The organism is Bradyrhizobium sp. JYMT SZCCT0428 (assembly GCF_018131075.1).
Classification (GTDB): Bacteria; Pseudomonadota; Alphaproteobacteria; order Rhizobiales; family Xanthobacteraceae; genus Bradyrhizobium.
In genome coordinates, this window is the sequence record NZ_JAFCLS010000065.1 from 13,048 (window position 1) to 36,041 (window position 22,994).

General features: G+C 61.3%; 18 protein-coding genes. 5 read left to right on the plus strand and 13 right to left on the minus strand.

Annotation, left to right across the window (positions count from 1 at the left end; genetic code table 11):
- Positions 1 to 7: 7 nt before the first annotated feature.
- The 9 genes from JQ575_RS38750 to JQ575_RS38790 all read right to left on the minus strand — a co-directional run bounded on the left by JQ575_RS38750 (position 8) and on the right by JQ575_RS38790 (position 10,970).
- The gene (locus JQ575_RS38750) at positions 8 to 3,517 is read right to left on the minus strand and encodes a PAS domain-containing hybrid sensor histidine kinase/response regulator (protein WP_212038442.1); all 3,510 of its coding nucleotides are present in this window, start codon (positions 3,515 to 3,517) and stop codon (positions 8 to 10) included.
- A 119-nt stretch (positions 3,518 to 3,636) separates the two neighbouring features.
- A complete protein-coding gene (gene hemA / locus JQ575_RS38755; protein ID WP_212038443.1) occupies positions 3,637 to 4,866 on the minus strand; it encodes a 5-aminolevulinate synthase in 1,230 nt (409 codons plus the stop codon).
- Positions 4,867 to 5,087: 221 nt separating this feature from the next.
- A complete protein-coding gene (locus JQ575_RS38760) occupies positions 5,088 to 5,288 on the minus strand; it encodes a hypothetical protein (RefSeq protein ID WP_212038444.1) in 201 nt (66 codons plus the stop codon).
- 26 nt (positions 5,289 to 5,314) lie between these two features.
- Positions 5,315 to 5,596, minus strand: coding sequence for a hypothetical protein (locus tag JQ575_RS38765; RefSeq protein WP_212038445.1), 282 nt, complete (start codon positions 5,594 to 5,596; stop codon positions 5,315 to 5,317).
- A 67-nt stretch (positions 5,597 to 5,663) separates the two neighbouring features.
- Positions 5,664 to 5,912 carry a hypothetical protein gene (locus JQ575_RS38770; protein ID WP_212038446.1) on the minus strand — a complete coding sequence of 83 codons (249 nt, stop codon included), beginning with the start codon at positions 5,910 to 5,912 and terminating at the stop codon, positions 5,664 to 5,666.
- Between the two features lie 129 nt (positions 5,913 to 6,041).
- The gene (locus tag JQ575_RS38775; protein ID WP_212038447.1) at positions 6,042 to 7,103 is read right to left on the minus strand and encodes an MBL fold metallo-hydrolase; all 1,062 of its coding nucleotides are present in this window, start codon (positions 7,101 to 7,103) and stop codon (positions 6,042 to 6,044) included.
- Between the two features lie 201 nt (positions 7,104 to 7,304).
- The gene (locus JQ575_RS38780) at positions 7,305 to 9,449 is read right to left on the minus strand and encodes a methyl-accepting chemotaxis protein (RefSeq protein WP_212038448.1); all 2,145 of its coding nucleotides are present in this window, start codon (positions 9,447 to 9,449) and stop codon (positions 7,305 to 7,307) included.
- Between the two features lie 236 nt (positions 9,450 to 9,685).
- On the minus strand, positions 9,686 to 10,402 hold the full coding sequence (locus JQ575_RS38785; RefSeq protein WP_212038449.1) for an outer membrane protein: 717 nt from the start codon (positions 10,400 to 10,402) through the stop codon (positions 9,686 to 9,688).
- Positions 10,403 to 10,649: 247 nt separating this feature from the next.
- Complete coding sequence (locus JQ575_RS38790) at positions 10,650 to 10,970, minus strand: hypothetical protein (protein WP_212038450.1); 321 nt, start codon at positions 10,968 to 10,970, stop codon at positions 10,650 to 10,652.
- Positions 10,971 to 11,072: 102 nt separating this feature from the next.
- On the opposite strand from JQ575_RS38790, the gene JQ575_RS38795 reads away from it, so the two are divergent.
- Positions 11,073 to 11,309 (plus strand): hypothetical protein, encoded by a 237-nt coding sequence (locus JQ575_RS38795; RefSeq protein ID WP_212038451.1) that lies wholly within the window; start codon positions 11,073 to 11,075, stop codon positions 11,307 to 11,309.
- 6 nt (positions 11,310 to 11,315) lie between these two features.
- Here the strand turns inward: JQ575_RS38795 and JQ575_RS38800 are convergent, their stop codons facing one another.
- From JQ575_RS38800 to JQ575_RS38810, 3 genes are all read right to left on the minus strand, one after another.
- Complete coding sequence (locus tag JQ575_RS38800; protein ID WP_212038452.1) at positions 11,316 to 12,785, minus strand: GH1 family beta-glucosidase; 1,470 nt, start codon at positions 12,783 to 12,785, stop codon at positions 11,316 to 11,318.
- A gap of 57 nt (positions 12,786 to 12,842) precedes the next feature.
- Positions 12,843 to 13,814: a family 16 glycosylhydrolase gene (locus tag JQ575_RS38805; RefSeq protein ID WP_249167183.1), complete on the minus strand. Its 972-nt coding sequence runs from the start codon at positions 13,812 to 13,814 to the stop codon at positions 12,843 to 12,845.
- A gap of 104 nt (positions 13,815 to 13,918) precedes the next feature.
- The gene (locus JQ575_RS38810; RefSeq protein ID WP_249167184.1) at positions 13,919 to 14,272 is read right to left on the minus strand and encodes a hypothetical protein; all 354 of its coding nucleotides are present in this window, start codon (positions 14,270 to 14,272) and stop codon (positions 13,919 to 13,921) included.
- 412 nt (positions 14,273 to 14,684) lie between these two features.
- Here JQ575_RS38810 and JQ575_RS38815 point away from each other — a divergent pair, with 412 nt between their 5' ends.
- The 4 genes from JQ575_RS38815 to JQ575_RS38830 all read left to right on the plus strand — a co-directional run bounded on the left by JQ575_RS38815 (position 14,685) and on the right by JQ575_RS38830 (position 21,709).
- Positions 14,685 to 15,449, plus strand: coding sequence for a Crp/Fnr family transcriptional regulator (locus tag JQ575_RS38815; protein WP_212038454.1), 765 nt, complete (start codon positions 14,685 to 14,687; stop codon positions 15,447 to 15,449).
- A 415-nt stretch (positions 15,450 to 15,864) separates the two neighbouring features.
- A complete protein-coding gene (locus tag JQ575_RS38820) occupies positions 15,865 to 17,169 on the plus strand; it encodes a site-specific integrase (RefSeq protein WP_212038455.1) in 1,305 nt (434 codons plus the stop codon).
- A 1,539-nt stretch (positions 17,170 to 18,708) separates the two neighbouring features.
- A complete protein-coding gene (locus JQ575_RS38825; protein ID WP_212038456.1) occupies positions 18,709 to 20,874 on the plus strand; it encodes an AAA family ATPase in 2,166 nt (721 codons plus the stop codon).
- 10 nt (positions 20,875 to 20,884) lie between these two features.
- Positions 20,885 to 21,709 carry a hypothetical protein gene (locus JQ575_RS38830; protein WP_212038457.1) on the plus strand — a complete coding sequence of 275 codons (825 nt, stop codon included), beginning with the start codon at positions 20,885 to 20,887 and terminating at the stop codon, positions 21,707 to 21,709.
- Positions 21,710 to 22,685: 976 nt separating this feature from the next.
- On the opposite strand, the gene JQ575_RS38835 is transcribed toward JQ575_RS38830, so the two are convergent.
- Positions 22,686 to 22,994: hypothetical protein (locus JQ575_RS38835; protein WP_212038458.1), on the minus strand; the 309-nt coding region annotated here is incomplete at its 5' end.

Consider the following 22,994-nt stretch of genomic DNA (forward strand, 5'->3'; position numbering starts at 1 on the left):
CTCGCGACTACTCCGCCGCGACCAGCTGCTGGGCGCGCCACTGGCCGAGCAGCGCCCGCAGCGATGCCGGTTTGACCGGCTTGTTCAGCACCGCGATATTTTCCTCGCGTGCGGCGGCCCGCACATTCGGACTGCGGTCCGCCGTGATCAGGATGGCTGGAGTGTTCTCGCCGAAGCGGCGGCGGATCTCGCGGATCGCGGCGACGCCGTTGCCGCGGTCGAGGTGATAGTCGACCAGAAGGCCGGTGACGCTTCCGCCTGACGTCTCGATCGCGGCGATCGCAGCCTCGGGGTCTGCGACCGCGATCACCTCGGCGTCCCATGCCGTCAGCAGGGTCTTCATGCCATCGAGGATCGCCGGATCGTTTTCGATGCAGACGATCAATGCGCCGCTCATCGGCGTCTTCGAGAGCGGCGTCGCGCTGGTGACCGCGGCGGTGTAGTTGACCGCCTTTGCGACCGGCACCGTCACCGAGAAGACCGAGCCGCCGCCGGCATTGGCTGATAGCGCGATGCCGTGGTTCAGCACCCGCGCCAGCCGCTCGACGATCGAGAGCCCGAGGCCGAGCCCGCGCGCGATCCGCGCGCCCTGTTCGAGACGGTGGAACTCCTTGAAGATCTCGCCGCGCTTCTGCACGGGAATTCCGACGCCGGTATCATAGATGCCGATCTGCAGGGTTTGCCCGCGGCGGCGACAGCCGACCAGCACCCGCCCGCGCGGGGTGTATTTGATGGCGTTGGATATGAAGTTCTGCAGCAGCCGGCGCAGCAGCGCGCGGTCGGATTCGACCGGCAGCGAGCACGGCACGAAGGTCAGCTTCAGGCCCTTGGCGCGGGCGATCGGGGCGAATTCGATTTCCAGCGACCGCATCAGGTCGGCCATCTTGAAGCTGGTGATCGAGGTGGTCATCGCGCCGGCGTCGAGCCGCGAGATGTCCAGCAGCGCGCCGAGGATTTCCTCGATCGCCTCCAGCGAGTCGTCGATGTTCTCGACCAGGCGGGAATCCTCGCCGCCGCTCTGGCGCTCGACCAGGCTCGTGACATAAAGCCGCGCCGCATTCAGCGGCTGCAGGATGTCGTGGCTGGCGGCCGCGAGAAACCGCGTCTTCGAGATGTTGGCGTCCTCGGCGGTGCTCTTGGCCAGCGCGAGTTCGGAATTCAGCCGGGTGAGTTCCTCGGTGCGGTCCCGCACCCGCTTCTCCAGCGTCGCATTGGCGCGCTCCAGCGCTTCCGCCGCCTCGAAGCTCGGCGTGACGTCGGAGAAGGTGATCACGAGCCCGCCGCCCGGCATCCGGTTGGAGCGGACCTCGATCACCATGTGCCGGTCGGGCAGGCGTTCCAGATAGGGCTCGCCCTCGGTGGTGTAGGCTTTCAGCCGCAGCGCCAGCAGGGCGTCGCTGTTACCGGAGCCGGGCGGGCTGACGGCGTCCATGAATTCCAGGATTTCCTGCAAGGGAATCCCGAGCTGGACCAGATGCGGCGGCAGCGCCAGGATTTCGCCGAACTGCGCGTTCGAGCAGATCAGCTGCAGATCGGCGTCGAATACCGCAATGCCCTGGCGCACATGGTTCAGCGCGGTCTGCAGGATCTCGCGGTTGAAATGCAGCGCGGCGTGGGAATCGTCGAGCAGTTTCAGCGCCGCCTTGGCGGAGACGGTGCGCTTGCGCAGCAGCAGCGACATCACGAGGCGCGAGGAGGCCGCGCCGATCGAGGACGCGATCAGGCGCTCGGCATGCTGCAGCAATTCGAAATCGGCGGGCGCGGCCGGATCGAGATGACCGGGATGCTCGGCGGTAAAGGTTTCGAACGCCTGGCGGGCTCGGTCGGGGCCGAGATATTGCGCCACCGTGCTCTGGATATCCTGCACCGTGACCGTGGTGCGCCAGCGCCGGAAGGTCGGCGTAATTGGCGTCAGCGTGCTCGGCACGAACAGGTCGGCCTGCAACCGCTCGATCGACGACGGCTGGCGCGCCAGCGACATCACGACGTAGGTCAGGATGTTGAGCCCGAGCGACCACAGCACGCCATGCATCAGCGGCGGCAGATCAGCGCCGAACAGCGCCCGCGGACGAAGCGCCTCGATGCCGAATGGCCCGTGCTGCAGGAATTGCAGCCCCGCCGTTGTGGTTTCGAGGAAGCTCGGCACGAACAGCGTGTAGATCCACACGGCGACGCCGACCAGCATGCCGCCCATGGCGCCGCGCGCGGTGCCCTGCCGCCAGAACAGGCCGCCGAAGAAGGCCGGCGCGAGCTGGGCGAGGGCGGCGAACGACAGCAGCCCGATCGCGGCCAGTTGGGTGCTGCCGAGCGCGCGATAGTAGAAATAGGCCATCACCATGATGGCGAAGATCGCAAAGCGTCGCACCTTGAGCAGGAAGTCGCCGAAATCCTGCTGGCCCGGGCGCGCCCGCGGGCTTCGCTGCAACACCAGCGGCAACACGATGTCGTTCGAAACCATGATGGAAAGTGCCACGCATTCCACGATCACCATCGCGGTCGCAGCCGACAGGCCGCCGACAAAGACGGCGATGCTGAGCAAGGGAGCGTTTCCCTCGATCGGCAGCGCCAGCACGAACATATCGCTGTCGACGGCGCCGAACGGGAAGGTGACGAGGCCGGCGATGGCGATCGGGATCACGAACAGATTGATGGCGACGAGGTAGGCTGGAAACAGCCAGCGCGCGCGATTGACCTCGTCGATGCTGGAATTCTCGACCACGCTGACGTGAAACTGTCGTGGCAGCAGCATGATCGCGCAGAACGACAGCAGCGTCATGGTCAGGAAATTGCCGATCGAAGGCGTGTAGTTGATCGCGCGCATCGCTTCCGGCGTTTTCATCGCGCGTTCGATCAGATCGACCGGCGAGAACATCCAGAAGGTGACGAAGAGGCCGGCGGCGAGAAACGCCACCAGCTTGACGATGGATTCGGTGGCGACCGCCAGCATCAACCCGTGCTGGTGCTCGGTGGCATCGGTCTGGCGGGTGCCGAACAGCACGGCGAAAACGGCCATCGCCAGCGTCACCACCAGCGCGATGTCGCCGATCAGCGGAATCGAGGAGAACACCTTGTCCTCGCTCAGGATCGTTTCCAGCGACGACGACATCGCCTTGAGCTGCAGCGCGATATAGGGCACCGATCCGATGATCGCGATGACGGCCACGGTTGCGGCGACCGCCTGGCTCTTGCCGTAACGGGCGGCGATGAAGTCGGCGATCGAGGTGATGTTCTGCGATTTGGCCAGCTGGATCACGCGGCGCAGCAGCGGCGTGCACAGTCCGATCATCAGGATCGGGCCGACATAGATCGCGAGGAAATCGACGCTGGTGCGGCTGGCGAAGCCGACCGAGCCGAAGAAGGTCCAGGAGGTGCAGTAGATCGCCAGCGACAGCGGATAGATCATCATGCTGGCGCGGCCGCGTTGGCTCGGCGACAGGCGGTCGCCATAGCTGGCGACGAAGAACAGCAGTCCGATATAGGCGAATGCGGCGGCGATCACGCCCCAGTCGTGCAGCATTGCTGCCTGTCTCCCTTCCCGGCCTCTGTTCGCGGACCGGAACCGCCAGTATAAACGCATTGAGCCGGCAGCGCATCGCGCTACCGGCCCGATTTCCGGGAGTTCGAAGTAGGGTTACTCTACTCGGCCGCCAGCGATTTCCGCTTCAGCGGCAGGCCGAGCCGTTCCCAGACCTGCAGCAGCGCTTCAGCCAGGTGATCGATCAGGCCGTCATCATGGTAGGGCGAGGGCGTGATCCGGAGGCGCTCGGTTCCCTTGGCGACGGTCGGATAGTTGATCGGCTGGATGTAGATGCCGTGCTCTTCGAGCAGGATGTCGGACGCCTTCTTGCAATTCTCGGGGTCGCCGACGAACAGCGGCACGATATGGGTCTCGCTCGACATCACGGGCAGGCCCGCGGCGTTCAGGATCGCCTTGACGCGGGCGGCGCGGTCCTGGTGGCGCTCGCGCTCCCAGGCCGAGGTTTTCAGGTGACGGATCGCTGCTGTTGCGGCCGAGCAGATCGCCGGTGGCAACGCTGTCGTGAAGATGAAGCCCGGCGCATAGGAACGGACGGCATCGATGATGTCGGCCTTCCCGGCGATGTAGCCGCCGAGGCAGCCGAAGGCTTTGGCGAGCGTGCCTTCGAGCACGTCGATGCGGTGCATGACGCCGTCACGCTCGGCGATGCCGCCGCCGCGCGGGCCGTACATGCCGACCGCGTGCACTTCGTCCACATAGGTCATCGCACCGTATTTTTCGGCGAGATCGCAGATACTGGCGAGCGGCGCGATGTCGCCGTCCATCGAATAAAGGCTTTCGCAGGCGATCAGCTTGGGCCGGTCGGGGCCTGCGGCGATCAACAGCTCTTCCAGATGCGCCATGTCGCTGTGGCGGAAGATCTGGCGATCGCAGCCGGCCTGGCGCACGCCTTCGATCATCGAATTGTGGTTGAGCGCGTCGGAGAGAATGAGGCAGTTCGGAATCAGCTTGGCGATGGTCGCGATGCCGGTCTGGTTCGAGACGTAGCCCGAGGTGAACAGCAGTGACGCTTCCTTGTCGTGCAGGTCGGCCAGTTCGGCCTCGAGCTGCACCAGCGGGTGATGGGTTCCGGCGATGTTGCGGGTGCCGCCGGCGCCGGTGCCGACACGGGTCGCGGTCTCGACCATGGCGCCGACCACTTTGGGGTGCTGGCCCATGCCGAGATAGTCGTTGGAGCACCAGATCACGACGTTGCGCTGGCCCTTCGGCGAGTGCCAGACCGCATGCGGGAAGCGGCCCGCGATCCGCTCGAGGTCGGCGAAAACCCGGTAGCGCCGCTCGTCATGCAGGCGGTTGAGGGCGGCGGAGAAGAACTTACTGTAATCCATCACGAGACCTGAAACGGAACCGGCCGGAGCGGCGTGGGCTCTTTTTAGAGCTTTTCCAGGTTTGGTGTCTATGTGAAATCCCACATTTTCGCGGGCCTCCGGGATGCACCCGAGGCAAGGCAAATCCTGATCTCGATCAATGCGCTAGCTGCGATTTACGGTCCCGGTATTTTGGCGGCGCGCGTGAAGCCATGGGTAGCCAAAGAGCGTCGCCGACCCGGTTACGAGTCAAGTTCCCTGATGGTGCGATTGGCCGCGATCAGGGCGTCGTCTTCGGACTTGCTGTCCTCCGCCGTCACAAAGCCCCGGATCGCCGCGCCCCGCGTGATCGTGGGGGGCTGGACGATCGGCGTCATGTTGGCCCGCCAAAGTCCGGGCTGCCGCTGAAAGGTAATGATTCGGTAGTCCGACACCTTGGCCATTGTCGTCCTTCTTCGTCCGTCGTGGCTCAGCAGCCGCGACAGATATTGTTCAGTTTGGACGTGGTGCGGGCGTTCTCCGCGAGGAAGGGATCCTTGTACTCGGGCCGTGAGTCGCTCTCGATCGCCCTGGGTTTTTCCTTGAATTTTTCGCTGGATATTTCCTTGGGCGTTGCGATTTTCGGAGGCTGCGCCGCGTCGTAGCAGGCGAGCCGTGCGCTGTGGCTTTCGACCGCGCGGCATTCCGGGCTTGCAGCGAACGCGTTCTGTGCGAAGGCGCACAGCGCCAGGGCGGCGACAATTATTTTCATCTATTTTCCTTTGCGGGCGTAATTACCCGGGACAAAAGTTACCTTTCGGAAGGTCACTTTAGAGAAGTCACATCGACGAATAGCGAACCGCGCTCTTCAGCGCGCCGTCGATCTCGTCAGCCAGTTCGGCCTCTCCGATCTCTTGAAGTGCCGCTGCCATATTCGAGGCCTGCACCGCGCTCATCGAAAGCGGCTCGCTCGTCTCATAGCTGAACTTGATGCGCCAAATTCCGCCGGGGTTGCGATGCGGCTCGATCAGCAGCGCCGGAAGATCGGGCAGTCCGTTCTCAAACAGCAGGGCTGCGCACGTCAGCATGACGGCGACAAATCAATGCCGCCGCTGCGTAAGGCTTCAATGTGGAAGTTCGTCTGGCACGACAGCCGGGATAGCATGGCGCGACCGTGCGCCCTTTTGGGCCCAATAGCTATGGATTAGTTGGGAGCGTCAGGTGGTCCGGAAATACAGCACGCCGTCGGTGACCTCTGAGGTCAGACGGCCCTCGACCAGCATGTAGTTGACGTGGGCGATCAGTTCGCCGGCGGCAAAGCCCATCTGGTGGGCGTCCAGCACGTGCTTGTGGAACACCACCGGCACCAGTTCCTTCGAGGTCTGCGGCACGGTCCGGCAGGCTTCGGCGATCAGGCGGCAGCGGTCCTCGTGATGATCGGCCAGCTGCTTGATCCGGGTCTTGAGGCCGTAGAACGGCACGCCGTGGCCGGGCAGCACCATCACGTCATAGGGCAGCGTGGTGGTCAGGCTGGCCAGCGAGGCCAGATATTCGCCGAGCGAGTTCTGGTTGGGCTCGACCGCCCAGACGCTGACATTGGGCGAGATCTTGCTCAGCACCTGGTCGGCGGAAAGGAACAGCTTGTCGGCGGCGCAATACAGCATGACCTGGTCGAGCGCGTGGCCGCCGCCGGTGATGACCTTGAAGCGCCGCGTGCCGATCGAAATTTCGTCGCCATGCGCGATGCGGCGGTAGGACGGCGGCAGGATCGACACCTGCTTCAGATAATCCTGGCCGCGGCTCAGCAAGGTGTCGGTCAGGCTCTCGTCCATGCCGTGACGGCGGAAGAACAGCCGCTGCGCGTTGCGGCGCTCCTCGGTGCCGCGGTTCTGGTGATAGACCGACTGCAGATACTCGACCTGCGACATCTGCAAGGGACAGTCGAAGCGCTCGGTGACCCAGCCTGCCAGACCGACGTGATCGGGATGCGAATGGGTCACGATCAGGCGGGAGATTTTCACGTGCCGGAGCGGGCCCTCGAACAGCGTGGTCCAGGCTTCGATGGTTTCCTCATTGCCGAACCCGGAATCGATCATCGCCCAGCCGTCGCCGTCGGCGAGCAGGTAGATGTTCACGTGATTGAGCCGGAACGGCAGCTTGAGCCGGACCCACAACACGCCCGGCACCACCTCGACGACCTGATCCTGGCCGGGGTGATTTTCCCAGGGGTATCGCAGGGCCTCTGCGGAGGACTGAACGGGGTCGGTTTTCGAGTGCATCCCACCGACTTACCCGCACAATTGGTGCGGCGCTAGCCGAAAAAGCAGGTGCTGGTTTGGCCAAAACACATGGACGGCCGATTGGTCGTCATTCCGGGGCTATGCGAAGCATAGAACCCGGAATCTCGAGATTCCCCGGGGGCGCAATTGCGCCCCCTGAGGTTCGTCCTTCGGACGCCCCGGAATGACCGCGCCTTTGGCCTACGCCGCCCGAATATTCCCCAAAAACGCGTCGATTTCCGCGCGCAGCACGTCGGCTTCGCGGCGGAGCGCGCCGGAGGCGGTCAAGACCTCACTGGCGGCGGAGCCGGCTTCGGTCGAGGCGCTGGAGACGCCGACGATGTTGCTGGAAACCTCGCTGGTGCCGCCGGCGGCGTGCGAAATGTTGCGCGCGATCTCGCGCGTCGCCGCGCCCTGCTCCTCGACCGCCGCCGCGATCGCTGTCGTGACGTCGTTGATCTCGCCGATCGTGGTCGAGATGCTGCGGATCGCTGACACCGCCGATGTCGTCACCGTCTGCATGCTGACGATCTGCTGGCGGATCTCGTCGGTGGCCTTCGCGGTCTGGGTGGCGAGGCTCTTGACCTCGGAGGCGACCACGGCGAATCCGCGGCCGGCCTCGCCGGCGCGCGCGGCCTCGATGGTGGCGTTCAGCGCCAGCAAATTGGTCTGCGAGGCGATGGTCTGGATCAAATCGACCACCACGCTGATGCGGGCGGCATTGTCGGCCAGCCCCTGCATGGTGGCATCGGTGGCGCCGGCTTCCTCGACCGCCTTGCGGGCGATCTCCGCCGAGGTGACGACCTGGCGGCCGATTTCCTCGATCGACGACGACAGTTCCTCCGTGCCCGACGAAACGGTCTGGACGTTGACCGAGGTTTCCTCGGCGGCGGAGGCCACCGCGCTCACCAGCGCGCTGGACTGATCGGCGGTCGCCGACATGCTTTGCGCGGTGGTCTGCATCGAGCCGGCCGCTTCCTGCAAACTATCCAGCGCCGTGCGCACCGTGGTTTCGAACTCGACGATGCGGGCTTCCATGCGGGAGGCGCGCTCGGCCTTGACGATGCGATCCTGGTCCTGGTCGGCGGTGAGCGCCCGGCCCTGGACCATGCTCTCGCGGAACACGTGCAGCGAATTGGCCATCGCCGCGATCTCGTCCTTCTGGCTGGACTGATAGATTTCCGATTCGAGATCGCCGCTGGAGAGCAGCTGCATCGAGCGCTGCAGATTGCCGATGCGCCGCAGGATGTTGCGGCCGACATAGAGCCAGACGAACAGCACCGATCCGATCAGGGTCGCCGCACCGAGCGCGAGCATGACGGTGGTTGCGAGCGAAATCTCCTTGCCCGCCTGCTCGGTCGAGGCGTCGGTCTCGCCGCGCACCCCGTCCACCAGTTGCTGCACGCTGATGCCGAGGCCGACATTGAGCTTGCGGGTTTCTTCCAAAATGGTCTGACCGTAATCCGTGGCGTCCAGTTCCTTCTGGCGGACCTTGAAGACGCCGGTCTTGCCTTCGCCGAGCGCCAGCAGGGCGTTCGAGGCGTTGCTCAGCGCCGTCGTAAGAGAACCCTTGGGAAGCTGGTCGAGGTTCGATTTAACGCGCTGCTGCGCAATGCGGGTTTGCTTCTCGATGGTTTCGAGCGTGTCGCTGCTCTCGGATGAAAGCGCGGCCATCATGTTGAACGCGGTCAGATTGCCGGCGGCGATGATGTCGCTGATCTGCTCGACCGTTTTCTCCGCCTTGGTGGCTTCGTCCTGGTTGAAGCTGGCGGCGCCGAAGATGCTGCTGAGCTGGGTCTGGGCGTCGACCATCGCGGGCGCGGCGGCCTTGACGAACGCGGCCTGGGCCGTGCGCAGCGCTTCATACAGTTTTTCGTGCTGGGCACCGGTTTCCAGCCGTTCGCGTGCCGCGCCGCCGAGACTCTTGATCATGTCCTCGATGTTTTTCACCGTCTCGGTGAGGGCTGCGACGGTATCCTTGTTGGCGCCGAGCTTGGTGATCTCGGCAAGCCTTTGCAGGGTGATGCGCTGGGTCTCCTGCATCTTTTTGGAGCGTTCGTTCAGCATCTCCTCGCTGCGGGAGGCGAGCAGCCCCGGCCCCTGGCTGGCAAGGCTGGCGCTCTCCGCCGACAATTGCAGGCTGGCCGCAAGGCGTGGGATGTCCCGTCTGCTCAGGTCGACCATGGCCCCGCCGAGATGTCCGAGCACCAGGCCGGCGCCGGCGCTGATCACGATCGCCATGCCGGCGATGACGGCGAAGGCGGCAAACAGGCTGCCCCTGACGCCGAATTTCGGAAAGCTGAAACCCTTGAGCCTGATATTGCCGATGCTGAATCGTAACGCCATGTGCCGCCGCCCCGTCCCGCTATCCCTGGATGATTCCCCGCGCGGCAGTATCGAGGTACCCGGTTAACAAGTCGGGAAAATGCGGACGCTTTTCGCGATTTGAGCGCTGGCCCGCCATCGAACAATGTTTGAAAAGCGGCAGCCGCTTCGCTGGAAACGTCATGGCGCAAACAACATGGCGCAAACAAAAAGGCCGGCGTTCAAGCCGGCCTTTTCGCGCCTCCCTGTAGAAGCGATCAGTAGCGCGCGCCTGCGAAGTTGAAGCGATAATTGACGCCAACCTTCAACGTATGCTCGTCGTTATGGAAGGTGCCAAAGGGGACCAGCGCGACCGGGGTCACGAAGCGGGTAGTGCCGAAGTCGTAGTACATGTATTCGGCCTTGGCCGACCAGTTCGGGGCAAACATGTATTCGACGCCGGCGCCGACGGTGTAGCCATTGCTGTGATTCTTATCGAGCGTGAACGCGACCGGAACGCCGGCAAAGGTCAGGGTGTCGCGATTGTTCGAATAGGCGTAGCCGCCTTTGACGTAGAGCATGCCCGGGCCCCAGGTGTAGCCGACGCGGGCGGTGATCGAAGCGATCGCGCGCTGATCGTTGTTGTAGACGAAGCCGTTCGGGAACACCGAACTGAGGTTGTTCTGGCCGAGCCAGCTGTACTGGCCCTCGGCGCCGATGACCCAGTTCGGCGCGAACTGATAATCGGCACCGGCCTGCACGCCGCCGAGCAGGCGCGCGCTGTAGTCGCTCAGCACCAGGCCGTTGAAAGTATTGCTGCTCGAGAAAGCGCCGCCGATATGGGCGCCGAGATAGAAGCCGGTCCAGTTGTAGAGCGGCGCGGCATAGGCCGGCGCCTTGTTGTAGTAGGGCCGTGCGCCCATGTCGGCGCCGAGCGCGGGGGACGTCGCGCCGAGGGCTGCGAGAGCGATGATAGCGAGCAGGAACTTCTTCATGGTCGTGGGTCTCCGGAAAATCGTTGGGAAGCGCCACATGCCGGGCGCCGTCCATGGCGTGCAGTTAGACAGCTTTTGAATAAAATGCTGTCACTTGCCGGGCACACCGGTCGATTACCCAACCCATTGGAGAACAAACGTTTTTTGTGCTTAATGAAGCCCTATTTTCTGTGCTTAACGACGTCCTAAGGCAAGCTTAATAGAGTCTTAAAATCGGGCCTCTCGGGCGCGGCGCGGAAGCTTTGCCTTAAGCAATCCGCCGCCGCACGTCGCTGCGCATCTGTTCGCGGAACGCCTGCCGCCGCGCCGGCCGGTCCTTTTCAGCGACGTCATGGCGGTCGAACACGTTGAACATTTCCAGGATCGGATAGCGGTCGCTGGCCATCGCCAGGATGCGCAGCAGTTCGGCGACGGGGCCGGTCGGGCCGGTGACTTCCCATTTCCGAATGGTGTTGGCGCCATCTTCGGGCGGCAGCCCGCAGAGCTTGGCCATGTCGGCCACGCCAAGGGGTTGGCCGATCGCCTCAGCGAGGTCTTCGCGCAGTTTCTTCAGTTCCGGACCGGTCACGGGTTCTCCGTTTTAATGCGGGCTTCTGTGAAGTACGTCACACACCGGGGCCGGAGTGCAAGCTATACGCAGCGCCATCAGTTCCTCGAGGAGGAAGCCGTCATGCGCAGCTTGATCGAAAGCCTTACCCCCGACAGCCGCCGGATCTACTGGCGCTGGGTCGGTGGCATCTTCGGCCTTTATGTCGTCTTGATGGTCGGCGCCGCCAGCATGTTCATCAGCCACGAATCATCGCGGACCGTGCGGCATGAACGCGCCGTGACTGTGGCAGTCAAAGGTGATCGCGCGCCGTCACACCAGGCTTCGATGCCGCAGCCGCAGCTGGTGCGCTATCACTAAGCGGCTTCAGGCGCCGATCGCGTTGCGCATCACCACGTCGCGATAAAACGACGCACTGAGCTTCGGCGTCCGGCGCTGGGTTTCAAAATCGACGTGGATGAGCCCGAAGCGCTTTTCGTAGCCGTAGATCCACTCGAAATTGTCCATCAGGGTCCACAGGAAATAGCCGCGGACCGGCACGCCCTCGGCCACGGCGCGCTGCAGCTGCCGCAAATAATTGCGCAGGTACATGATGCGGTCGAGATCGTAGATCTTGCCGTCGGCATGCACCTTGTCCTCCGACGAGGTGCCGTTCTCGGTGATGTAGATCGTCTTGAGGTTCCAGACCTTGGCCGCGAGCCGCGGCGCCCAATAGATCGTTTCGGGACCGATACGCAGCCAGTCGGCACTCATGTGCGGAAACGAGGCGGGAAACGGCAATACCGACCAGCCCGGCTTCTTGTCTGACGCTGCGATATAGAATTGCGGCGCGTAGATGTTGAGGCCGACGAAATCGTTGGGCGAGGCGATGATCTTCAATTCCTCGGCGGTGAATTTCGGCGCGTCCTTGCCGGCATATTCGAGGAAGCCGTCGGTGTATTTGCCCTCCAGCATCACGCCGAGCAGGCCCGAGTTCAGTTCGCGGGTCGCGATCTCGGCGGCGCGGACGTTTTCGGGCGTGTCGAAGGCCGGCACGCAGGTCGCGATGTTCTCGGCCGGGCCGACCTTGGTGCCTGCGCGCCCGCGGGCGCGGATCGCCTGCACCGCAAGGCCATGACCGAGGACGACGTTATGCCGTGCCTGGTTCAATTCCGCCGCCGGCAGTTTGAGGCCGGGCGCGTCGATGCCCCATCCGTAGCCGAAATTCAGGAAACGCCCGGCTTCGTTCAGCGTGAAGATGTATTTGACGCGGTCGGTCAAACGCTCCGCGACATAGCCGGCATAATCCGCGAACGCTTTTGAAGTGTCGGTGGACTGCCAGCCGCCGACGCGGTCCTGCAACGCCTGCGGCAAGTCCCAATGATACAGCGTCGCGTAGGGTTCGATGCCTTTGGCGAGGAGTTCGTCGAGCAGCCGGTTATAGAAATCGAGGCCCTTGGGATTGGGCTTGCCGGTGCCTTCCGGAAACACCCGCGGCCACGCGATCGAGAAGCGGTAGTGCTTGACGCCGAGATCGCGCATCAGGCCGACGTCTTCCTTGTAGCGATGATAATGTTCGTTGGCGCGGTCCCCGGTGGTCTTGTCCTCGATCTTGCCCGGGGTGTGGGCGAAGGTGTCCCAGATCGAGCGGCCGCGGCCGTCCTCGTTGACGGCGCCCTCGATCTGATAGGCCGATGTCGCGGTGCCCCAGCGAAAGTCTTTCGGGAAACGGGCAGGGGCGTGCGGGTCGGCGGCCGGCTTTTGTTTTGGGGCCGCGTCAGCCGAAGGCGCCGCCAGACCAAGCGCGGAGAGGCCCGCCAGCTTGGCAAATTGCCGGCGCGAGAATTTCCCGGACATTACGTTCTCCGTCAGCTTCGGTGCTGCCGGCTTGCGTGCCCCGGCCGGTTGCGATGATCAGTATGTATCAATTTGATAGGCCGAAATCCGGTCGATTTCGAATTCCACGACATTGGGAGACAGGCCGTCGACGAATCCGACGCCTTCCATCGTCTTCGAGCCCATCGCAAGGTTGACGATCATGTACATGGGCGCGTCGAAGCCGACCGGGACCTTGATCTCCGACACCGGCTGGCGGTCGATGAAATAGATGATGCGATCGCGCTGCCACAGCACACCATAATTGTGGAATTCGTTGCGCGTATCGGCAACCATGAAGTCGAACCCGCAGCGTTCGACCCGTCCGGTGGCCGGGATCCGCCAATGCGTGGTCATCACGATGTTGTCGTGCTGCTGTCCGCGGCCCTCCATGATGTCGATTTCCGGCGGCCAGCCGCCGTCATCGGCGAGCATCCAGAACGCCGGCCACACGCCGACCCCGGCCGGAATCTTGGAGCGCATTTCGAAATAGCCGTACTTCTGCGTGAATTTGCTCTGCGTGGTCAGGATGCCCGAGATGTACTCATTGTTGAACAGCAGGGACCGCAGGTCGGGCGGGGTTCGGCTGGCGATGATCGAGAGTATGCCACCCCGGACCCGGAACGGATCGAGCCCGAGCGGCACCGTGCCCCGCCCGCCATACACCGAATCGACGTAGATCTGCTGTTCGCCATTATAGCTGGTCTTGCGCTTGAAATCGGAGCCTTCGCCGCCCCAGTAGCGCGACTGCGGCCAGGCGGCGCCGCCGGCGTAGTGCGGCACCCACCTTGCCCCGACCAGCGGATGCACGTCGAAATCATCGTGGAAGGTCCGATGCAGCGACACCGGCACGCGCGGATCATCCGCTTCGATCTTGCGGCACTGATCGCCGAGCGCGCGGGTCGGAACCGGCAAGGTGAGCTTGGGCAGCGCCAGCGTGGGATCGCTTTGCGCGGAAGCCGGCATGGCCGTAAAAAGACAGAAGATCAATGCGAGAGCGTGCGGTCTCAACCTCTTGATCCCCAGGGTTCGCGCATGCGAATCCCGGGGTTCGCGCAAGCGCTGAAGTCGACGGGCGAAACACATAGCAGATCGCGGAATCGAAAAGGATGCGGCTATTTGATCGTCGCGTTCACGGTAATGACCGACGTGCCTGACGCCGTTGGCCCCTTGCCCGTTGCCTTGATCACAAAACTGTCGCTCCCCTTGTATTTCGCCTTTGCCCTGTATTCGTAAGTGGATGCGTCGAGCTTCTTCAATTTGCCGCGTGCCGGCTTCTGTGAAATTTCAGAGCTGGTCACCGTGCCGCGGATCTTGATCGGAAACACGCAACTTTCCCCGGCCGCGATGTCAATGTCGCCGGTCGAGTTCTCGCCCCAGTTCGCCAGTGTCGTTGATGCCGAACAGTCAGGTGCGGCCGGCGCCGAAGATGCCGACGCCACGCTCGTGGCTGCAACGATCAGCGCCAAGGCGGCGACTTTAGACAACCGCATAGTCAACTTCCCTCATTTTCGTGCAAACCCGTTCAAGGTCTCCCAAATGAGGGCTATCATAATCCGGAATTGGACGCGCGCGTGGCGTGTGGGGGAAGATGCGGAATTGATGGGCATGGACGCACTGTCAGCCCTCCTTGGCGGAACTTTGACCAGCGGGACTGGCGTCGAAGCGGTCCCTCCCGATTACCTGCGACGCCGCGTCAAGGGTTCGCCTTAACTTTACTGGGGCGGCGCGTTGAGGTACTCAGCAAGTATCGTATCCATGACCGCCGCTCAAAGCCGGCACGATGAGAGTGGAGCTAGTGTCGGCGCAGCGCAGACGACATTCCTGCCAAAGACATTCCAGGAGAGCTGCGTGTTCTTCTGAGCGAGGAAGTCTCTCGTGATGGGACGTCCGGCGAGCACCGGTAATCGTCTTCTCGCCGCGTTGCCGTTGGCAGACCTCGCGTTGCTCGCCCCTCATCTCCAGAAGGTGTCGCTTGAACAGGACGCCGTGGTGATACGAGCGGGAGATCGACGCGACCATGTTTACTTTCCCCATAGCGGTGCCATCTCCTTTATGCACGGCCTTCCGAAAGGAGAAACGATCGCAACTGCGGTGATCGGGCGCGAGGGAGCGATCGGCGCATTATCGGTGCTCGGACCCTCTTTCATGTCGTCCGTGACCGCGGTCGTGCGGGTGGGCGGCACCGCATCGCAGATATCCGTGTCGCGCTTTCATGCAGCCTACATGAAGAGCGGCGCCATCAGACATGTGGTCGAGGCGCACACCAGATCGATCCTCATGCAGTTCCAGCACGTCTCGGCCTGCAACGGACTGCACCCGGTCGAGGCCCGCATGGCCCGGTGGCTGCTTCACCTGCACGATCGAACCGAGGACAACAACACCCTGCCATTAACGCAGGAGACGCTTTCGCAGTTGCTCGGGGTGCGACGAACGACCGTGACGCAGGTAATTGCCAAACTCCGCGCCTCGGGTGCCATCAAATCCGTTCGGCGAGGCTTGGTCGAAATCGACAGGGTGCGGCTCGAAGAGGCAGCCTGTGAATGCTACGACATCATACGCGGTGCAACCGATCGGATCGTCCCGCATGAAGTCGTGGGGTCGCACCCGCATTTTGCGTCGGCCGACACGCTCCACGGTGTATGATCGTCTTCAACCGTACGTAACGTGGTCTTTGTACCAGTGCGGTGGCCGCTGATCCTTGGCAGCTTGGCCAAGATCGCTTGAACATCGGCCCGGATACGCTTTCGAAGTACCAGTTCGGAGCCAAGACGCTTAGCGACACCTGTGTGTAACAGGCGCGGCGCGAAATACTCAAGCCGTTCAGAAACTTGCTGATGCTGATCGGGAAAAACTGGTGCTGCCAGACAGGATTGAACTGTCGACCTCTCCATTACCAATTATAGGGTCCGTAATCTATTGAGATTACTCGGCATTTCCGAGCTGACAAAGATGCCGTTGATATAAGGGTTTTCTGCTTTACGGTGGCTCCTTGAGATTACCCGTGATTCCCGCCCGGTGGTTACTCGGTGGTTCCGTGGTTCCTAAAGGACGTTCGGCAGTGGCGACATCGCAGATCACCAAACGACTGATTGACAGCATCAAGCCGCGTCAGCGGGAATATTTCGTTTGGGACGGCTCGTTATCGGGCTTTGGCTTGCGCGTTCAATCGACGGGCGCAATGTCCTATGTCGTGAAATATCGCGCCGGCAGCGGCCGCAGCGCCCCTACGAGGCGTCTGACGCTGGCAAAGGCCGGCACCATCACGCCCGACGAAGCCCGCACGCTGGCCAAGAAAACCCTTGGCTCGGTCGCCCACGGCGCCGATCCGGCAGCCCAGCGGGCCGCTGACAAGCGCGCTTCCACCTTCGCTGAGGTTGCCGAACAATTCCTGACTGAGCATGTAGCGGCCAAGCGCTCGGCATCGTCCGCCAGATCATATCGCGATTTGCTGGAGCGACTGGCATCTCCAGAAATCGGGAAGCGCAAGGCCGACAAGATCACATCCGCCGAAATTCAGCGGCTGCACAGCAAGAATGCTCACACACCCTATCAAGCCAACAGGTTGCTCCGTGTGCTCAGCAGCCTGTTTACCTTCGCGGGCAAGACCCATGTTGTCCCGGTCGGGTTCAATCCCTGCCGGGGGATCGAGTATTTTCCGGAAGAAGGCCGCGAGCGGTACCTGACGACACTGGAGCTTGCACAGATCGGGGAGGTTATCCGGGAGGCCGAGACGATCGGATTGCCCTACACGGTGGACGCCACCAAGCCCAAGGGCAAGCACGCGCCGAAGGAAGCCAGCCGCCGCACCGTGATCGGACCGCACGCTGCCGGCGCCCTTCGTTTGCTGATCTTTACGGGCGCTCGGCTCCGGGAAATCCTGCATCTCAGGTGGGAGCACGTCGATTTTGAGCGTGGGCTGCTGTTGTTGCCGACCAGCAAGACCGGCAAGAAAACCATCGTGCTAAACGCGCCGGCCTTGGCGATCCTGAATGGCCTGCCTCGGAGCGGCGAATACGTCATCGCGGGAACGTCAGTTGATAGCCCTCGCTCCGATCTGAAGAAGCCGTGGAAGGCTGTCGCGGCGCGCGCGGGCCTGACCGGCGTTCGCATTCACGATTTACGCCACACCCACGCGTCGGTCGGAGCCGGGGCCGGGCTTGGCCTGCCGATCATTGGCAAGCTACTGGGCCATACGCAAACCGCGACGACGCAACGCTATGCGCATCTCGACAACGATCCGTTGAAAATGGCGTCCGAAAACATTGGGAGCCGTCTGGCGGCTGCGATGGGCGACCTGAAGGCACCGCGCGCGAACGTCACCAGCATTTCGAGCGCAAAACGATCAAAGAACCGGCGCGGCTAGGGTAGCTCCCGAAAAGCTGGTCCGCACCAGCCTGCCGTGTCGTCCTCATGCGGAGCGCCAGCGGAGGTGCGATGACGGATTCTAAGCGCTCGCCAAAACGCCAATCTCCAGCGGCCTCTGATCTGAGACTGATTACTCCCGAGATGTTTCAAACGATCTCCTCCTCAGGAGAAGATGGCTACGTCCCATTCGACGCAACCATCTGTTAGATAACGTCAAAGGCCGGATCGCTAACGGTCGAGCTTGCAGATGAGGCGGCTTGGGAAAAAGCAGTAAATATCCTACTTCCCAAAATAGCGAGCGGCAAGATTGAGGTAATCGGTCGGCCATTTGGGTTGAGATCAAGCGAGCAGATAGACCGTCTAAACTTCGTAGGCGTCAAAGTAATTAACCCATTTCACGAAGCTGAAGGTTTCCCCTACGTCGTCCTGAACGCGGACCCTCATATCGTCTGTAGCTTTTTTGGAGATGACTGGACAAGAGCTGGTGGCGACAAATTCTATCAGCAATTTGTGCAGGAGCCCATATGGACACACGTGCAGGTCAAAAAAAGTGACTTGCTGCGTGAGGTGACTTTTCAAATGAGGAAGGAATCGCCGGCTATCGCCCCTTCATCGCGCAGCCCGGGACAGCCGAACCTCAGTGGCAGAGGCAAGATGACGAGGCCATCCTAAAAGCCATGAAAGAAGTTTTTCCATCCGGAATCATTCCCCCCGGGATGTCTTCGCAATCAAGAGATCAGAAAATTTTTGAAAGGCTTCAAAAGATGAAAGGCGTCGAATCGTTGCCGCACAAACGGACGATTGAGCGAGCCATAAAGGATTTCAAAGTTTAGTTGCCGCGTACTGTCGCGAAATGCCGCGAACGACCGCATGACGAAAACAACCAATACATCAATACTCCTAGCATCGACGGAGGTTGCTCCGTGAAGATGCGAGGCGCTAATGGACCCCATTCGAGAAGAGGCTGCTAAGCTGGATCGTCGGCTGCAGCGAGAAGAGCAGATAGACATCATCCCCGCGAGGGCCGATGAATTGGGTCGCTTGCTAAGGCGCAGTGAAGCGGCCAGATATGTGACGGATAACTATTTTCCTTGTTCGCCAAAAACGCTCGCCAAGTTGGCGTGTGTGAGTTCCCAAGGACCCCCGTTCCGGCTGGCAGGACGCGTGCCCCTATACCCACTGTCCTCCCTTGCAGAGTGGGCGCAGAGCAAAATCGGGCCGCTCGTTCGATCAACTTCCGAAGTCCAGCGTCCGATTTCCTAATCACCATTGAAAAACCCAGCCGCACGATCCGTCTTGCAGGATCAGTCGTGCGCGCTGGGTTTAAGGAAACCAATTCGATGAAGACAAACTATAAGCGATCTGCAGGCAAATGTCACGGCCTAGAAGGCTTGCCCTTGTTCGACTGGCGGGAAACCCGCCCCCATCACGCCACGACGTCTGCCGGCCAGCACCTTGTCAGAAAGTTCAGGGTCTCACCCTTGATCGCCGACGTCATCGCCGACCTTGCAGGCCTCGGACCCCGGGAGGCTACGTGATGAACGAAGCCCCTCAAGAATATATCGATGCTGCGATAAGTAGTGAAGCGGCAGTCGTCGCCAATGCCCACGTTTCAAGTCGGAATCACGTTCTAAATCGATCGGCCTTTAAACTCGGTACTATTCCCGGAACGCAGTTAGATACTGTGATCCGCGCTCTTTTTCCAGCCGCCCGTGCGAATGGCTATTTGGCCGAACATGGGGAGCATGCAACTCATAAAGTGATCGAAGGCGGATTTCAGAGCGGTCAGCGAAAACTAAGAGTAGCGCCGCGAACGAATCGAGCGGAACGTCGGCGGATGGCGTCTGAAAGCAAGCGCGCGGTCGGCAGTCGCCCCTCGCCTCCGGTAGTCTCGCCATTACTTGACGCCGATCTCGCCCGGTCAACCTTTCCATCACGCACACAGCCGGCTTTCGATGGAAAACCTTATTTCCAGCTCGGAGGCGATGAAGGCCCGCCGAAAAGGCGCAGTGAGAAGCGCCGACATTTCTACAAGGAAGGCGACGTCCCCGTCCATGTTAAAATAATGATGCGGAATGGCGGAGCCGCTAATTGGTACCGTGTGGTTGATCTCGATGGTCGCACTGGGTGGCAAGCTGGGAAGCCAAATCAATTCCGAGCAGTGCCGTTTTTTCATAATGCCGATCCGTTTGATCGGGAAGTGGCCGATGATACGATCTGGTGGCCAGAAGGTGAGCGTGACGTTGAGACGCTTTCCAATCAGCTTTTACTTGCCGTCACCTTTGGCGGTACCGGCGATGGTTTGCCCGCTGATTGCGAAAGGTATTTTGCTAACCGCGATGTCGTGATCCTCTCCGACAATGACGACGGTGGACGCAGCCATGCAGAGAAGAAGGCAACGCTCATTGCGCCGGTGGCAAAGCGCGTCCGCATTGTTCATTTCCCTGATACTCCAGAGAAAGGCGATGTGTCTGACTGGCTTGGCGCAGGCCACACGATTGCTGATCTCGTGCAACGAGCGGAATCAGTTGTACCTCGGGTCTGCTCTCCTTTGCCGAAAGCGGCGCCGAAAACCGGCCTTGATGTTGTGTGCATGGCCGACGTGCGCCCGACGGCAATTGAATATCTCTGGCCGAACTGGATAGCGTTAGGAAAGGTCCACGTTCTTGCAGGTGAGGGGGGTAGGGGAAAGACAACCTTGCTCCATGACTGGACCGCGCGGACCACGACGGGCGACCGATGGCCGGACGGTGCAGAGGCATCGTCGCCGGGAAGTGTCTTGATATTGGCATCCGAGGACGACGTCGGCGATACCATCGCGCCGCGTTTGATCGCCGCGGGTGCAGACATTTCCCGCGTATTCGCAATCCGGTCCGTTCGTGACGTCGACCAGCGCCGAAGGGGTTTTAATCTTCAGGCTGATCTCGAAATGCTCGGCGCTGAATTGGACACGCGGAGGGATGTAAAGCTGGTAATTTTCGACCCGATTACAAGCTACTTGGGCAAGGTGGATTCGCACAATAATTCCGATGTTCGGGCAGTACTTGACCCGCTCGGTGAGTTTGCTGCCCGCAAAGGGGTGGCCGTCATCTGTAACAATCACTTCTCCAAGGGTGGCGGCAATGCAAACAGTCGGATCATAGGAAGCGTAGCCTTCGTCAATCAGGCCCGGGCCGCGTTCATCGTTACACCGGACGAAAACGATGACACCCGGATGCTACTCATCCCGTCGAAGATGAATATCGCGCCGATGAGGAGCGGTTTGGCCTATCGCATAGAGGGCTGCCTGATCGAGCACGAAGGGGTGAGCATCCCCACTTCGCGGATCATGTACGAAGGTGCCCCGATCTCGATCACGGCAGATCAGGCGTTGGCCGCACTTGATAATAACGCGGGTTCGAAACCCGTTGAGGCAGAGGTCGAAGCCTTTTTTCGGGATGTCTTGAGCGGAGGCCCAACAGAGGTTTCGGAGGTGGAGATCATGGCGCGAGCAGCCGGTCTACTGGGAGAAAATCAACGTTTGGCCCAGAACAAGGCCTTTCAGCGAGCCCGCAAAGTTCTTGGGGTGGCCTCGAACCGCGAGGGTTTCGGAAGGGGCGCCCGATATGTCATCAGCCAACCAAATTCACCATGCGCACCCCAAAATCCCCATGCGCACCCCGTTTCCAAACAGGGTGCGCATGACAAATCCGGGTGCACATGAGGAGGAGCAGGTGAATTGGAACAATCAAGACCATCAGCAGAGCAAGGCCCCAGATCAAAGGGCTGCAAATTCCAAGGTAATGCTCATCGAGCATCACCTACTACGGCAACGCCTTGCCGCCCGCTGGGCGGTCGCCCTCGCCTATACTCTGCGGAAAGCCCGGCTATCACCGCAATCAATGCCTGAGGAGAAAACCATGGCTATCAAAGGAAACGAGCGCGGCAGGTCAAAGGCCGTGAAGAGTGAGGCCCAAGAGAACAAATCGGCCCCGGACAGCTCGGAGCAAAATCAAAAGGCGACCTTGAAGGGCGTCGGAGGTGGCGACGATAACCATTGGAACAGTCGGATCGGCCGTAGTCTGTTTGCTTCATTGCCGGGTGTTACCCCGGTTAATGCTTCGGAGGCTGGACGTGCGACCCTGTCCGGCCTGCTCGACATCAACGCAACGGACCCGATCGAAGGCATGCTTGCCTCCCAGATCATCGCCGCTCATGAAGCGTCAATGCACCTACGCCAGTTGGCTTGGATTCCCGAGCAGCATTTCGTTGTACAGGCAAAATATCTGGAGCTGGCTGAAAAGGCCGCTCGCACCGTGGGGGTACTGACTGAGCGACTTGATCAACATCGAGGTCGAGGCCAACAACAGATCACTGTGAAGCATGTCACGGTCAATGCGGACCAAGCGGTGGTCACAGACACCATTACCTCCGATAGGGCCCCCTTGAGCACCGCAATGCCGTTAAACAACCTTCTGACCGCCGGGAGGCAATGCCCCATGGATATCCTGACTACTGAGAGCTATGTAGCGGTAGGCGGGGGTGCCAAAGAAAAATGAGCACCGACCCCATGCAAAGCGCGCACGCCGCCCCCCGTTGTGGCGCTAATTCAAAACGAACAGGGAGTCCTTGTCGGGCACCGGCGGTTCGGGGGTGTCGCGTCTGTCGGATGCATGGCGCTGGCGGTGGCGGCCCGTCAGGTTGCAAGAATGGGAGCTACCGACATGGGGGGCGGACAAAAGGCATGACGGACGCCGTCCGCTACATCAATTCGCTAGCGAAGAATGCTCGCGATCACTGACACCAGCGCGGCGTGTCGAGGATGCAGACGCTGTATTCTTGGCGGCGAGGGCGGCCAGGATGGCGGGGAGTTGGGCGATCTGATCAGGGGCCCGGCCGATTCGGCCGGCGTGTCGGCGCCCCACGCGGCCAGAGAACCCTGCGGGTCGAGGTCGAGGGCAATCACAACTTCGCCAGCCTGAGTGGCCGCTACCGCCAACGATGCCGAAAAAAGCCCTAGCACATAGAACAGTTTGATTTCCCAGCCCGTGTAATCGCCGTTCCCTCGAATGAGGACACCCCGCATCGAAGGATCGTCTTTGTAGGGAAATGCCTCCCGGATTACCTCAAAACTCAGCCATCTGCGCTCTCCTGAATTTACTCACCCTTCTCCGGCGTCGGCTAATGTGCAGCAGATCGCTGTCGGGCAGCGACGGCGCGCGATCCTCAAATGCGAGGACGTGCGAGCCCGCGCCAAAGGCTACGTTACGGGACTCAATCGGTTGTACCCGACGAAATACGCCAAATTCGGAGACAGTCCGTTGGTTTCGTTGGATGACGTGTTTGATGACCGCACCAGAACCCGGGGCGATAATGTAAGCCGAAACCTGTGGAACTGATCTCGGCCCATTGAAGAACGAATGCCAGACCTTTCCCTCTCTGCGGACTTGGCCCGATAGCCGCCGGCGGCGTAAGGCATTTGACCTGGGCGATGGCTTCGGCCGTTGCCCAGCTAGGCATCCCCTCCGGGAAAGTTCATCTGCTGAAAACCACAGCGATCCGATTGTCTCTGCGCCAAACGATGGCACATCGTCGTTCGATATCTTCACCAAAAACGAGCAGCGTGAACTCGTTTGGAATTTTATCGTTGAACGACGCCACTTCGAGCGCTGCACCAAACGCGCTAAGGCTGCGGATTGTACAATCGATTTTCGATTTACCAAACCAAATCAGGCCCCGCTTCGGGCTTCGTGATCCGTTTTGGCCCTTATCGTCTGCCATGATTCCATCAATGATCGAAGATTGGAATAATCCGATAGCGTGGACGTCAGACCGTCTCCTTAC

Excerpts from the sequence above, each read along its gene's own strand:
- JQ575_RS38795 (WP_212038451.1), top strand. The coding sequence starts at position 11,073 with ATGCGCAGCTTGATCGAAAGCCTTACCCCCGACAGCCGCCGGATCTAC.
- JQ575_RS38775 (WP_212038447.1), bottom strand. The coding sequence starts at position 7,103 with ATGCACTCGAAAACCGACCCCGTTCAGTCCTCCGCAGAGGCCCTGCGA.
- JQ575_RS38770 (WP_212038446.1), bottom strand. The coding sequence starts at position 5,912 with ATGCTGACGTGCGCAGCCCTGCTGTTTGAGAACGGACTGCCCGATCTT.
- JQ575_RS38800 (WP_212038452.1), bottom strand. The coding sequence starts at position 12,785 with ATGTCCGGGAAATTCTCGCGCCGGCAATTTGCCAAGCTGGCGGGCCTC.
- JQ575_RS38815 (WP_212038454.1), top strand. The coding sequence starts at position 14,685 with ATGGGACGTCCGGCGAGCACCGGTAATCGTCTTCTCGCCGCGTTGCCG.
- JQ575_RS38750 (WP_212038442.1), bottom strand. The coding sequence starts at position 3,517 with ATGCTGCACGACTGGGGCGTGATCGCCGCCGCATTCGCCTATATCGGA.
- JQ575_RS38825 (WP_212038456.1), top strand. The coding sequence starts at position 18,709 with ATGAACGAAGCCCCTCAAGAATATATCGATGCTGCGATAAGTAGTGAA.
- JQ575_RS38780 (WP_212038448.1), bottom strand. The coding sequence starts at position 9,449 with ATGGCGTTACGATTCAGCATCGGCAATATCAGGCTCAAGGGTTTCAGC.
- JQ575_RS38785 (WP_212038449.1), bottom strand. The coding sequence starts at position 10,402 with ATGAAGAAGTTCCTGCTCGCTATCATCGCTCTCGCAGCCCTCGGCGCG.
- hemA (WP_212038443.1), bottom strand. The coding sequence starts at position 4,866 with ATGGATTACAGTAAGTTCTTCTCCGCCGCCCTCAACCGCCTGCATGAC.
- JQ575_RS38765 (WP_212038445.1), bottom strand. The coding sequence starts at position 5,596 with ATGAAAATAATTGTCGCCGCCCTGGCGCTGTGCGCCTTCGCACAGAAC.
- JQ575_RS38760 (WP_212038444.1), bottom strand. The coding sequence starts at position 5,288 with ATGGCCAAGGTGTCGGACTACCGAATCATTACCTTTCAGCGGCAGCCC.